Origin of the sequence: Candidatus Njordibacter sp. Uisw_058 (assembly GCF_047730065.1) — a bacterium.
In the GTDB taxonomy this organism is placed as follows: domain Bacteria; phylum Pseudomonadota; class Gammaproteobacteria; order Pseudomonadales; family Balneatricaceae; genus Njordibacter.
This window is the reverse complement of record NZ_CP159829.1, coordinates 1,790,386-1,802,541: the sequence shown is the minus strand read 5'-3', so window position 1 is coordinate 1,802,541 and position 12,156 is coordinate 1,790,386. Positions and strand designations below refer to the sequence as shown.

The 12,156-nt window shown below is 42.6% G+C and carries 11 protein-coding genes; 5 read left to right on the top strand and 6 right to left on the bottom strand.

Annotated features, from left to right (window positions below):
• Positions 1 to 10 precede the first annotated feature (10 nt).
• The 5 genes from ABXT59_RS08455 to ABXT59_RS08435 all read left to right on the top strand — a co-directional run bounded on the left by ABXT59_RS08455 (position 11) and on the right by ABXT59_RS08435 (position 4,574).
• Positions 11 to 547 carry a VOC family protein gene (locus tag ABXT59_RS08455; protein WP_443635529.1) on the top strand — a complete coding sequence of 179 codons (537 nt, stop codon included), beginning with the start codon at positions 11 to 13 and terminating at the stop codon, positions 545 to 547.
• A 61-nt stretch (positions 548 to 608) separates the two neighbouring features.
• Positions 609 to 1,886 (top strand): pyruvate dehydrogenase complex dihydrolipoamide acetyltransferase, encoded by a 1,278-nt coding sequence (locus ABXT59_RS08450; protein ID WP_443635527.1) that lies wholly within the window; start codon positions 609 to 611, stop codon positions 1,884 to 1,886.
• A 56-nt stretch (positions 1,887 to 1,942) separates the two neighbouring features.
• Positions 1,943 to 3,361 (top strand): dihydrolipoyl dehydrogenase, encoded by a 1,419-nt coding sequence (gene lpdA / locus ABXT59_RS08445; protein WP_443635525.1) that lies wholly within the window; start codon positions 1,943 to 1,945, stop codon positions 3,359 to 3,361.
• Positions 3,362 to 3,431: 70 nt separating this feature from the next.
• Positions 3,432 to 3,677 (top strand): FmdB family zinc ribbon protein, encoded by a 246-nt coding sequence (locus ABXT59_RS08440; RefSeq protein ID WP_443635524.1) that lies wholly within the window; start codon positions 3,432 to 3,434, stop codon positions 3,675 to 3,677.
• A 147-nt stretch (positions 3,678 to 3,824) separates the two neighbouring features.
• Positions 3,825 to 4,574, top strand: coding sequence for a sulfite exporter TauE/SafE family protein (locus ABXT59_RS08435; protein WP_443635523.1), 750 nt, complete (start codon positions 3,825 to 3,827; stop codon positions 4,572 to 4,574).
• A gap of 57 nt (positions 4,575 to 4,631) precedes the next feature.
• Here ABXT59_RS08435 and ABXT59_RS08430 read toward each other — a convergent pair whose 3' ends face one another.
• The 6 genes from ABXT59_RS08430 to ABXT59_RS08405 form a co-directional block, all read right to left on the bottom strand.
• On the bottom strand, positions 4,632 to 5,654 hold the full coding sequence (locus ABXT59_RS08430; protein ID WP_443635521.1) for a LacI family DNA-binding transcriptional regulator: 1,023 nt from the start codon (positions 5,652 to 5,654) through the stop codon (positions 4,632 to 4,634).
• Positions 5,655 to 5,917: 263 nt separating this feature from the next.
• On the bottom strand, positions 5,918 to 6,946 hold the full coding sequence (locus ABXT59_RS08425; RefSeq protein ID WP_443635519.1) for an ABC transporter permease: 1,029 nt from the start codon (positions 6,944 to 6,946) through the stop codon (positions 5,918 to 5,920).
• A gap of 4 nt (positions 6,947 to 6,950) precedes the next feature.
• The gene (locus tag ABXT59_RS08420; RefSeq protein ID WP_443635517.1) at positions 6,951 to 7,973 is read right to left on the bottom strand and encodes an ABC transporter permease; all 1,023 of its coding nucleotides are present in this window, start codon (positions 7,971 to 7,973) and stop codon (positions 6,951 to 6,953) included.
• Positions 7,970 to 9,499 (bottom strand): sugar ABC transporter ATP-binding protein, encoded by a 1,530-nt coding sequence (locus ABXT59_RS08415; RefSeq protein ID WP_443635515.1) that lies wholly within the window; start codon positions 9,497 to 9,499, stop codon positions 7,970 to 7,972. The genes ABXT59_RS08420 and ABXT59_RS08415 overlap by 4 nt, the downstream gene beginning before the upstream one ends.
• A 187-nt stretch (positions 9,500 to 9,686) precedes the next feature.
• The gene (locus ABXT59_RS08410; protein ID WP_443635513.1) at positions 9,687 to 10,706 is read right to left on the bottom strand and encodes a sugar ABC transporter substrate-binding protein; all 1,020 of its coding nucleotides are present in this window, start codon (positions 10,704 to 10,706) and stop codon (positions 9,687 to 9,689) included.
• A gap of 836 nt (positions 10,707 to 11,542) precedes the next feature.
• Positions 11,543 to 11,929, bottom strand: a complete 387-nt coding sequence (locus ABXT59_RS08405) for a helix-turn-helix domain-containing protein (RefSeq protein ID WP_443635511.1) — start codon at positions 11,927 to 11,929, stop codon at positions 11,543 to 11,545.
• Between the last annotated feature and the right edge of the window lie 227 nt (positions 11,930 to 12,156).

The window sequence follows — 12,156 nt, the reverse complement described above, 5'->3', positions numbered from 1 at the left end:
GGTGCTAAATATGGGTAACACAGCGGGCATGCCTGGATTAAGAGGGATCGATCATATTGGGATAACAGTGCCCAATGTAGAACAAGCTGTAGACTTTTTTGTCAATATTGTTGGCTGTGAACCGTTTTATGAATTAGGGCCATTTGAAGCCAGTGAATTGCTGTCTAAAACGTTAGACGTTCACCCTGAGGCTGTGATGAAAAAGTTACGTTTCTTACGTTGTAAAAATGGCGCCAATCTTGAACTGTTTGAATACAGTTCTCCTGATCAAAACACTCAAGTGCCTAAAAATAGCGATATAGGCGGACATCATTTGGCCTTCTATGTTGATGACTTTGACCAAGCTCTAGCTTACCTAATATTTAATGGCATTGAGGTGATGGGCGAGCCTGTGGTGCGCACAGCTGGGCCTAGTGGTGGCCAAACATGGGTCTATTTTAAAGCCCCATGGGGCTTGCAGCTCGAATTAGTGAGTTTTCCAAAGGGGAAGCTGTATGAGCAAGACTACGATCAAAAATTGTGGCACCCAGCCTACCCAGACCAATAGGTTGATCAGTTTATACCTATTTTTAGGAAGCAAGTAATTATGTACATTGAGGAGATTTACAGTGCCAATCGAAATTAAGATGCCGGCCATAACCCCAGACTTTGACGCGGGTAATATCAGCAGCTGGGATAAAGCTGTAGGTGATAAAGTTGCCAAGGGAGACATTCTGGTAGCCATCGAAACTGACAAAGCCGTGATTGAAGTTGAAGCTGAAAGTGCGGGTATATTGGGGCAAATTTTAATACCTGCGGGCACTGATGATGTGCCTGTGCATTCATTAATTGGTTACCTACTCATTGGTAATGAAACCATTGCAGACCTTCCTAATGCGCCGCTAGCAGCGCAAATTTCAGCCACTCCTGCAGTAGAGGTTAACCCTCAAAGCACTCCTAGCGCCTCTGTCACGTCTGTACCCGTCACAGCACCCACACAACAACTTGCTGACAAGCAGCCACAGCGGCTCTTTACCAGCCCTCTTGCAAGGCGTATTGCAGATCAAAATCAAGTCGATTTGCAGACCCTAAAGGGCCGCGGTCCACGGGGTCGAATTTTACGTGCAGACGTTGAACATGCGATGAGTAGCAAGGTGTCTAACACAGCATTAGTATTGCCAACCACGTCTCAATCGAGCCAAGTTAAACACAGTCAAATACGTAAAGTGATTGCTCAGCGCTTGGTTGAATCGAAACAGAATATTCCACATTTTTACTTATCTGTAGATTGTGAAATTGATAGCCTTAAAGGCATGCTTAAGGAGCTTAATACTAACGCACCTGTAAGCGTTAACAGCATCACAGGGAGCAAAGAAGCCACTTATAAACTGACGATTAATGATTTTTTGGTGAAGGCTGTTGCTAAGGCGGTGGAACAAGTTCCACAGGTCAATTCCAGTTGGAGTGACAGTGCCATGTTGCATCATGATGACATCGATATATCCATTGCGGTGTCTACAGATGCTGGGCTAATTACCCCGATTGTGTGTCAGGCCAATACCAAAGGTTTAGCCAGCATTTCTACTGAAATTAGACAGCTTGCTGCAACTGCACGTAAAGGACAGTTGCAAACGCACCAATATCAAGGAGGTGGTTTTACTATTTCAAACCTCGGTATGTATGGTATTGACCAGTTTAGCGCCATTATCAACCCGCCCCAAGCATGTATTTTAGCCGTCGGTGCTGGTAAGCAAAAGCCAGTCGTCAAGCATGGTGAACTGGCTATTGCAACACTAATGAACTTAACTTTATCAGCAGATCATCGGGTCGTTGATGGTGCTGTAGGTGCACAATTTTTGAGTGTGTTGAAGCGTTTTGTTGAATCACCTGCGCATTTGATGCTGTAGTTAAAATAGTAAGGCACGCTGCGTGTTTTAAATGGAAATATAGAACTGGGTTTGGTATGAAAAGTTTTGATTTAGTGGTGGTTGGAGGGGGCCCAGGAGGCTATGTGGCGGCTATTCGAGCGGCACAATTGGGCATGTCAGTGGCGGTGGTCGAAGCGGAAGATTTAGGCGGTGTGTGCCTTAATTGGGGTTGTATCCCCACAAAGGCGTTACTCAAAAGTGCTGAACTCATTGATAAAATCAAGCAAGCTGACAAGTATGGTATTACTGTCAGTGATTACAGTTTTGACTTAGATAAAATAGTACAACGGTCGCGTCAGGTGGCGAGTAACTTAAACAAAGGCATTAGTCATTTGTTGAAAAAGAATAATATTTCAGTCATCTCTGGCACGGCGACCTTGTTGGGTAATGGTAAACTTTCTATTGCGGCAACAGCAAGCAGCAAGAACAAAGTCTCGGATAAGGTCCAAGCAAAACACATTATTATCGCAACGGGTGCCAATCCACGATCTATTCCTGGCTTAGAGCCAGATGGTAAGTCTATTTGGAGTGCTCGAGATGCAATGACCCCAAAGAACCTACCTAAATCTTTGTTGGTTATGGGTGCTGGTGCTATTGGCATGGAGTTTGCCAGCTTCTACAATTCACTGGGCGTAAAGGTTACAGTGGTTGAAGCCTTGAATTACGTTCTGCCTGTAGAGGACGAAGAAATATCTGACTTTGCTGCCAAGGCATTCACTAAGCGTGGTATTGTTATAAAGCTTGACACTAAGGTGTTAAAAATTGAACGCCATAAAGGTGGGCTTACGGTGCATCTTAACAGTGGGCAGAATTCAGCAGAAGCCGACCAGCAGTTAAAGGTTGAATGTATGATTTCTGCTGTGGGTGTGGTGGGTAATACGCAATCTTTAGGCTTAGAAAATACCGCCATTGAACTTGAAAATAGCTTTATAAAAGTGGATCAGTGGCAGGCGACCCATGAAGCCAATGTTTATGCCATCGGCGATGTTGCAGGAGCCCCTTGCTTAGCTCATAAAGCCAGTCATGAAGGCATAATTTGTGTTGAAAAAATTCATGGTCTTGAACACGTGCATCCTCTTAGTAAAGACTTAATCCCAGGCTGCACCTATGGCAGCCCACAAGTGGCTAGTGTAGGATTAACTGAAAATAAGGCGTTGGCGGCTGGTCACACACTTAAAGTTGGTCGTTTCCCTCTGTCTGCCAGTGGTATGGCGGTGGCTAGTGGAGACACTGAAGGCTTGATTAAAACCATATTCGATGCTGATACGGGCGAACTCTTAGGGGCTCATCTTATTGGTGCTGACGTGACTGAATTGATACAAGGGTTTGTAGTGGCGAAAAATATGGAAACGACAGAGCAGGAACTGATGGACACCGTGTTTGCTCACCCAAGTATTTCAGAAGCGATGCACGAATCGGTATTGGATGCTTATACGCGTGCCATACATATATAAACGCCCTATACGCTCACATGATGAGTGCTTTAAAGCAAAACGAATTTAACAGTCATACTATGGAGTAGACATGCCAACATACATTTATCAAACCATAGGTACAGGTCCAGGCGAGGAATCAAGGCGTTTTGAACAGTTTCAAAAAATGAACGATCAAGCCCTCACTCATGACCCTGATACGGGTTTACCGGTACAACGAGTCATTACTGGTGGTATTGGCGTAAGACGCAATGGTTTAAAACGCACTACAGTGGTCAATAAAAAGAGCGCAGCAGCGACTGCATGTGGTTGCGTCACAGGATGCACTCATCGCTAATAAAGACTCATTAGAAATATAAAGTTACTTAGCTACTATGCTTGTTGTTAAAGTAAGCTAACCAATTGAGCCTGTTGATGACTAATGGTACCCATTTTGTGTTTGTGGAGTTGTTTATTGGCAGGTCATCAACTGGTGGGTAATTAAATGATCACGGATCCACTATTTTATTTTTTTGCTGTCCCTGCGATCCTTATATTTGGTGTGGCCAAGGGAGGGTTTGGTAACGCTATCGGTGTCGTTGCTGTGCCTTTGATGGCTTTAGCGGTCAGTCCCATGCAAGCGGCGGGAATTTTGCTGCCTATATTGTGTGTGATGGACGTGTTTGCTATACGCAAGTTTTGGCGCCAATGGGACGTTTCTAACTTGGTCATCATGTTGCCTGCCGGGTTCGTTGGTGTGCTGTTAGGTAGCTTAACCTTTAGCTATCTAAATGAAGCCCATGTGCGTCTGCTAATTGGTTGTCTAGCCTTAGTGTTTGCACTTAATTTTTGGTTAAAGTCAGAGTCATCAACCCAACAAAAACCAAACTATATTAAGGGTGCATTTTGGTCAGTTATTGGTGGTTTCACAAGTTTTGGGATCCACTCAGGAGGACCACCTGTCAACATCTATTTGGTCCCCCAAAAGTTACATCCTACAGTGTTTATGGCAACCTGCGCTGTGTTTTTTGGAATCACTAACTATGTGAAGCTCATACCTTATTTCTGGTTAGGACAGTTAGGCAGTCAAAACTTGCAAACTTCATTGGTGCTTTTGCCTTTGGCACCTATTGGTGTGAGCTTAGGTTATTACTTACACAAGCGAGTGTCGGCCCAGAAGTTCTATCGGATCTTCAATTTTTTCTTGTTTTTAACGGGTTGTAAACTGACCTATGATGGCTTCGTTTTATTGTAATTTTCAGCTTTTTAATGACTACTCAAAACAGCAGTGCTTTCGTGTCATTTAATCACTTTAAGTTTGTTTTCTTGGTGCGGCTGTACTGTCTCGTACTTCAAGTTTAGGAGCCAGTAAGACTTTTTGTTTTGGTGCACCTTGATCTTCTATTGCATTGAGCAGTAAACGAGCTGCTTGCTGGCCCATTTGTTCCGCAGGCATAGCGATCGTTGTTAAAGCTGGACTTAGCATCTCTGCGAACGGCATGCCGTTGTACCCCACGACGGAAACTTGTTTGGGTACATTTATATTTTTAGCTAACAAATGTTGGATGGCACCCACAGCAATCAAATCATTACCTGCGACAATGGCTGTAGCCTCACACTGAGTACTTAAAAACTGCTGAGCAGCCTCATTGCCAGCTGCAACTGTGAAAGCTGTGGCGTCAATAATATCGGCTTGTATATTTCGAGCTTGGCAGTGTTGCACAAAGGCTTCTTTGCGCTTGATGCCCTGCAATATATTTTGTGGTCCTGCAATATGAGCAATGTGAGTATGGCCCAGATCAACCAAATGTCCTATTGCCAGTTGGATACCGTGATTTTCGTCATCCATGACTTGATGTATCAAGTGCCCATCTTTAATAGAACGGTTCACTGTGACCAAGGGGAGGTTGTTATCGATACACAAGTTAACACTCGCATCCTGCAAGAAAGCACTCGCGATGATCACCCCGTCTACACGTCTAGATACTAGTTTTCGCATTTCGATAATGGCTTGATCTTGCTCATTATTAGTAAACAAAGTGAAGGTTACAAAGTCATGTTTGGCCAGGTATTCCTGGATGCCTTTAATGATTGGAGGGAATACAGGGTTGAGAATGTCGGGAATAATGACGCCAACTGTATAAGTACGCTGATTGCGTAAACTCGCTGCTGCAAAATCAATGGTGTAACCCAGCTTATCTGCCGCACGTTTTACTTTACTCACCACGTCACTACTAATCATGTTACTAGTTTTAGGATTGAGAGCCCTAGATACCGTAGAGGTACTAATTCCTAGGTGCAGTGCTACATCTTTAATACGAACTCGGCTACTCAACTATTAACTCCACGACAGTAAATTGTAATTGGGCGCGATTATTGCACATTTGCCACCTAAAAAGGAGAGTATTGCATGCACTATAAGGCCTCTTCAGTTTCCAGTTTGGTGTCTCATGCACCAAGCTGGAAATATATTTAGGGTAAAGCTAACAAGTCAGTATATGCATAAACTTATCACAGTAGATCATATTAGTTACTCCTATTTTTCTCCCTGATCTTTCTCCTTGATAATGCCCGAGTCAGAGACAGATTTAGTCCTAATTAGGCTTTGAGACTTTTTAAAAGTCGTTGTCGGAAGCTATCAGTGTCAGTAAGTTTAAGTTGCCTTTGTTGCTTGTCTTCATAGACTTTAGACATGTTCTGAAACAAAATGACGACCAATAACAGCCCCCCTAAATACATTTGTGCGATGTAAGCTGGAGTGACGTTGAACACTAAGCCAGTATTGAGAAAGTTGACTGTCAAAGTACCTACAAAAGCACCAACCACGCCACCTTTGCCACCCAAAACACTAACGCCACCAATAAAGGCCGCGACCGTGGCTGCCAAAAGCAAGTATTGTAATCCTAGAGGTTGGGCTGTGCCTGAGCGTAAACCAATAATTGCACCACCAATACCAGCACATAGACCTGAGATGGCAAATACAATCATCATCGGGCGCTTTAAACTAACCCCAGAAGCCACAGCCTCTTTGCGTGCTCCGCCTATCGCATAAACCTCTCGGCCGTATTTTGTATAACGCATAAACAAAGCCACAAGTACAAATAGTCCAAGTACTAAAAAGGACGCAGGTGAAAAAATATAAAACATCTTTTCCTGAATAAAATCAGGAATATCGAAGTCAGTTAACATAACGGTTTTTTCATCTGCTGCAAATAATGTGATACCCCGCAAAAGCATCAGGGTACCCACAGTTAAGACGATCGCTCGCACCTTTAGGTAAGCGATAAAAAAGCCTTGGATTAAACCAATCGTTGTGGCCAAAGCTAAAGCTATCAAGATGGCATTAGGTGCACCAATTGAATCTGTTAACCTCACCACGATCACTGCTGACAAGGCTGCATTAGAGCCAATAGAAAGATCAATTTCTCCAGCAATAATACATAAGGTTAAGGCCAAACCGACTAAGCCCAAAACAGCGAATCGTTCCATGATGGCAAAGCCAGTATTTATATTAAAAAATAAAGGTTCATAAAGAGAGAAAAAAGCGAACACCAAAGCTGACAAGAGTATTGCGAAGGTCAAGTCAGGGTCGTTGCTGGTGATTTTTTTGAAGTTGAAAAATGTCATGTTATTAACCCTCAGAGCGGTTGTCTCTGCGTATGTAAGCAAATACTAAAATACTGAATACAATCATAAGTCCCACAGAAAGAACCCGTGGTCCACTGTTATAGCCCTGAAGCACCATCATGTTATCAACAGCTGAGATAAAGACAGCACCTAAACTGGTTCTCAAAGTAGAACCATAGCCACCCATAATAGAATTACCGGCCACCATTACGGTTGCAATAACTAAAATAGTAAAGTCACCACTAGAACCAAACTCGGAGGAAAAGTAGTTAGCTTGGGCGCTGGACATCTGTGCAGAAAAAGCCACAGCTACAATGGCACAGCAAACTGATGCGATCATACATACCTTAATCGCCATGCTTCTGTTTTCATGGCCCGTAGCTTTGCCAGCTGCACGATTGGCGCCAATCAAATATACCTGTCTTCCAAAGCTCGTTTTGCGCAGCACGAGTTCGGCTAGGATAGCGATGACAATAAAAGTAATGGTGATATTAGGTATACCCATTACCGAGCCAGTACCCAGCCATTCGGCGTCATTGGGTCTTCGAAAAGAAATGACTAAATTATCACTCCACCAACTGGCAATGCCATATAAAATACCTGCTGCACCTAGGGTCACCACTATTGGGTTGCCTCCTCTACCAATTAGCAAACCTTGTAAACCACCAGAAACCATGGCTACTGCTAATGCTCCTACTAATGAAATGATGAAGCCATAGTCATGCGACATACTAGTGGCAAAAGTAATAATGCAAAGGGCTGCAGTTTCCTTCATGGAAAGTAAAAAGAAATTGCCAGATAAAGTAACAAAGGTAAGTCCAATTCCCATGATGCCTACCAAAGCGGCGTCACGCACGATGGTTTTTATATTAAATAAGGTCAAATAATTGTGTGTCGTAATGGCAAAGCCAATAAACACCAAAGCAATAATAGCTAAAAATATATTGAGGCCGTTTTGTTTGAGTATGGCTAAAGCCGTGCTTTGTCTAAAACTGGATGAACGTTTGCTGTCTGCAGCAGCACTCATGATGCGTCTCCTGCTAATTGTAGGAATAATTCTGGTTTGGTGATTTCTTTGAGAATGTTGTCAGTGTTCACCTTGCTACCCTCAAGTTCACTGGTTAATGCACCTTTGTAAAAGGTGAGCACACGGCTAGGAAGTTCAGATATTTCAAGTAGATCAGTAGAAGCCACGATGATAGACACCCCTGATTCTGCAAGCTCTACAAGCTTTTGATAGATTTCTGCACGGGCGCCAACATCTACACCACGAGTAGGTTCGTCTACGAGTATTAGTCCAGGATTAATGGAAAGCCACTTGCCCAATGCTACTTTTTGTTGGTTACCACCACTTAAAACTGATGCTTCATGGGGTAGGCGACTGGGGTCTATAGTAAAGGATTCAGCAATATCTGCACTGAGACTATCGCTTTTACTAGTATTGAGAATGCCTTTTAGTGAGATGCGTTTTAGATTAGGTGAGGTTAAGTTTTCAGAAATTGGTCGGCCTAAAAATAAACCATCGTGCTTTCGGTCTGGTGAGCAATAGGCTATACCATGACTTATTGCAATTTTAGACGACTTAGGTAAAAAAGATTGGCCACTAGACATGTCAGTAATTAACCCCCCCCGAACTGGGTGGGAGCCTGCAATAGCAGCTAAAATTTCACCAGCGCCACTGCCTAACTGTCCAGCTAGGCCTAATATTTCGCCCTTGTTCACACTAAACGAAATGGGACTCAACAAACCATCAGGCCAAAGGTCAGAAATTTTAAAGGCGGATGTGCCTTGCCGATCTAGATTTTTAGGTGGGAACATGTCACTTAATTCGCGGCCCAACATTAATGTTACTAAATTAGGCACATCCAACTCAGAGGCGAGTTTCGTAGCTTGACTAGCGCCATCTCGTAAAACGGTGACACGGTCAGCAATTTTGAATATTTCATCCAATCGATGGGATACATAAATAACAGACTTACCATTCTCTTTAAGGCGATTGACCATATTAAGTATGCGTTCACTGTCTGTTTCACTTAATGCAGCGGTTGGTTCATCAAGAATGAGTAATTGAGGTTTATGAGCCACTAAGCGAGCGACTTCAACAAGATGACTTTCACCCACCGAAAGCCTGTGCACCCGCATTTTGGGATCGATATCATTAAGGCCAACCTCATCTAAAAATGGCCTAGCCAAATTACTTAGCGTACTTAAGGAAGCGATGGTGGGACCATGGTTGCCGCCTAAAAAAATATTTTCTGCAACAGAAAGGGTAGGGATTAAGCTTAACTCTTGCTGAGCGATAGCTATGCCCAGTGCTTGCGCTTTATTGGGAGAGCCCAGTTCGACTAAACTCCCATCAACGAACACATCGCCGGTGAAACCATTGTCAAAGCCACTCATGATTTTCATTAAGGTAGATTTACCTGCGCCATTTTCCCCAACCAAGCCCAAGACTTCACCTCGGTTAATTTTGATATCAACACCTCGGAGTGCTTTGATGGAGCCAAAATGCCGTTGTATCCCCTTTAGCTCAAGCCATGGAGCATTAGTCATATCGATAGATCCTTGTTGGATTAGTCTTGCATAAAATGACTTTATTACTTGAGTTTAGGCATACCTAAGCACAGAAAATAAACCATTTTGAGGACGTTTTAAACATCACTTTTGTTTAAAAAAATATTAAAAAAAGCGCCCCACTGGGCGCTTTGATTCAAACACTAACAGGCGTTAACCCGTCTGCTTAATTCCAAGCACCAGAGCAAAGCTCTTCGATAGCGTATACCTTACCGTCATAACCTTTCAATGCCACGGTGTCCATGTTGGACTTGGTGATTGGTGGGTTAGGTGTAAAGTTAATGTAGTTTGCAAGCTTACCAGTAGCAAGATACTCTTCAACTAGCTTGATAGCCAACTGACCTTCATGCAGAGGAGACTGCAACGTAGTACCGTATTGCTTACCTTCTTCCAACAATTGCTTGTCACCGTTACATACTGTGCCAACAGCGATTACATCTTCGCCCATATTGTAGCCAGCTTCTTCAAGAGCTTTAAGACCACCAGTTAAAATGGCGTCATCCATACCATATACAAAGTCAATGCCTTGGTCTTTTAGTTTAGCAACAAGTTTGGCCGCACCTTTGTAACCATTAGCTTGACCGAAACCTTCGTCAACTTCACCAATTAGGTTTAGATCTGAACCTTCAATGGCTGCGTTAAAAGCGTCCATTGAAAGACCATAGCCACCGTATGATTGTGGGTACGTTAGTGCAACCACGTTGAATCCTGTGCCGCCAGCTGCTTTTTTCTCTTTGGCAGCTTGTACCATCATTACACCAGCGTTACGAGCGCGTAAACGATCATCTGGGCCTGCATAACCAAAGATGTACTTTTTGTCTTGGTCATTTGGTAGTTGGTTAATCTTTAAAACAGGTACGCCTGTCTTATGCATAGCACGCAACGAACCTAAGCCTGCTACGGCATCAGAAGGCCACCAAATAAAAACATCAGGTAATTGGCCGGTCGCCAAAACTTGCTGAACCTGCTGGTCTTGTTCTGCTTGATTAAACTGGTTTTCATATACCTTGATATCGAAGCCTTTCAATTCTGCAGTGGCTTTAATACCTTTGATAAATTTTCCGATGTAGGCTTCGCCCGCTGGGCCGTTAAACGACACAATTGACGCTGCTAGTGAGCTCATGCTTAACGTGCCGGCTAATACAGCAGTACCGAGCGTGGCTACGAGGGTAGATTTTGTAGTCATAATGGTTACCTAATTTATTTGTATTTTTATATGCAATCGATTGCATTCCTTATAGGAACACATATTCTTTTTTCAGTCAATTAAAAATCAGCTTTAAATTTCAGGTTGTCTTTATTTTATTAATTACAGGGTTTTGTCTGCTGTGATAATGATAAAAAGCTCTTAACTAGTAAGTGTGTAATTTTCTAAAATTAATTTAAGCTATAAAAAACAATGTTTTATATGTTATTAGAGCTATAAAACTCAGTCTGATTAACATTATAATACCTCACAGGATCTTTTGGGGGCATTTGGGATGAAAGCGGGGTTGATTCGTATATGCAGACTTAAATATGTAACTGCTAGCTGTTAAAGCGTAATTTTATAAAGCATGACTGGGCGAATATGGTTGCACTTTTAGACTAAAAATATGCAATCGTTTGCTTTTTAAGAGATATTTTTATTCATATTGTTTGGATTGGAAATAACTCACTGCCAGAGCAAAAGTGTACTTTAAGCTTAATTTTAAGGTAAATAACCTTGGCAGAGTTTAAAAATTAGGGTTTCGGAGAATAGGGTATCTGATGATTTTTTCAGGTATCAACGTATATACCAAATAGACCCGTTGAATAATTGGATCAAACTATTACAACTGAGATATTCTTTATAAGCCATTGAAAATGAGTGTTTTCATAGGTTTGTTGGTGTTGGAGGGTTAGGAAATGCCATCAAATCATAACAGGTCATCAATCGCCTATTGTTATTATGCACCCAATGGGCACTCAAGGGGCACTCAAGGGGCACTCAGGGGGCACTCAGGGGGCACTTAAAAAGGGCATGATAACCTTGAGGAATGTTCAGTAACTCTCGTCAATGTCCCTTTGCACTCGGCGGGTATGACCGCGCAAATCAGACACTAGGGCAGATAGTTCATTAACGAGTAGGTCTGCTTTGTCTAATTTTCTTTCTAACATGAGGGTTTCAATTAAATCTGGTGAAGTAACTTCAGGTGGCGAATCAGAGCCTGCAATTAACCACAAAACAGGCACATTCAGGATGCCAGCTAATTCAATTAATTTGTTGGCTCGTGGACTGGTACGACTTGCTTCCCAGTTCGCAATGGTGCTTTTTTTGACGCCCATACGAAGGGAAAGTTGTGACTGTGAATAGCCACTGGCTTCGCGAGCGTTGATAATTCGGGTACTTAAAATAACGTCAGATGTTTTCGTTTCATTGGAAGGCATGCAATCTCTTTAAGGTAATGAATGAATTATTACCTTACTACGTCAGACGTCAAAGATCAAAAAACACACTGATCGCAAGCTCAGATAAGTATATGGTTTGACTAGAAAAAGTAATCATTTGATGGGTGTCAGATGCCATTTAAACTCAAGGTCTAAGCTCTTAAAGTGGGTATTTTTAGGGGGCTACTTTTAGTTACTTTTGGTTATTTTTGGTTATAAAATATACC

Excerpts from the sequence above, each read along its gene's own strand:
- ABXT59_RS08405 (WP_443635511.1), bottom strand. The coding sequence starts at position 11,929 with ATGCCTTCCAATGAAACGAAAACATCTGACGTTATTTTAAGTACCCGA.
- ABXT59_RS08410 (WP_443635513.1), bottom strand. The coding sequence starts at position 10,706 with ATGACTACAAAATCTACCCTCGTAGCCACGCTCGGTACTGCTGTATTA.
- ABXT59_RS08420 (WP_443635517.1), bottom strand. The coding sequence starts at position 7,973 with ATGAGTGCTGCTGCAGACAGCAAACGTTCATCCAGTTTTAGACAAAGC.
- ABXT59_RS08455 (WP_443635529.1), top strand. The coding sequence starts at position 11 with ATGGGTAACACAGCGGGCATGCCTGGATTAAGAGGGATCGATCATATT.
- lpdA (WP_443635525.1), top strand. The coding sequence starts at position 1,943 with ATGAAAAGTTTTGATTTAGTGGTGGTTGGAGGGGGCCCAGGAGGCTAT.
- ABXT59_RS08425 (WP_443635519.1), bottom strand. The coding sequence starts at position 6,946 with ATGACATTTTTCAACTTCAAAAAAATCACCAGCAACGACCCTGACTTG.
- ABXT59_RS08440 (WP_443635524.1), top strand. The coding sequence starts at position 3,432 with ATGCCAACATACATTTATCAAACCATAGGTACAGGTCCAGGCGAGGAA.
- ABXT59_RS08435 (WP_443635523.1), top strand. The coding sequence starts at position 3,825 with ATGATCACGGATCCACTATTTTATTTTTTTGCTGTCCCTGCGATCCTT.
- ABXT59_RS08415 (WP_443635515.1), bottom strand. The coding sequence starts at position 9,499 with ATGACTAATGCTCCATGGCTTGAGCTAAAGGGGATACAACGGCATTTT.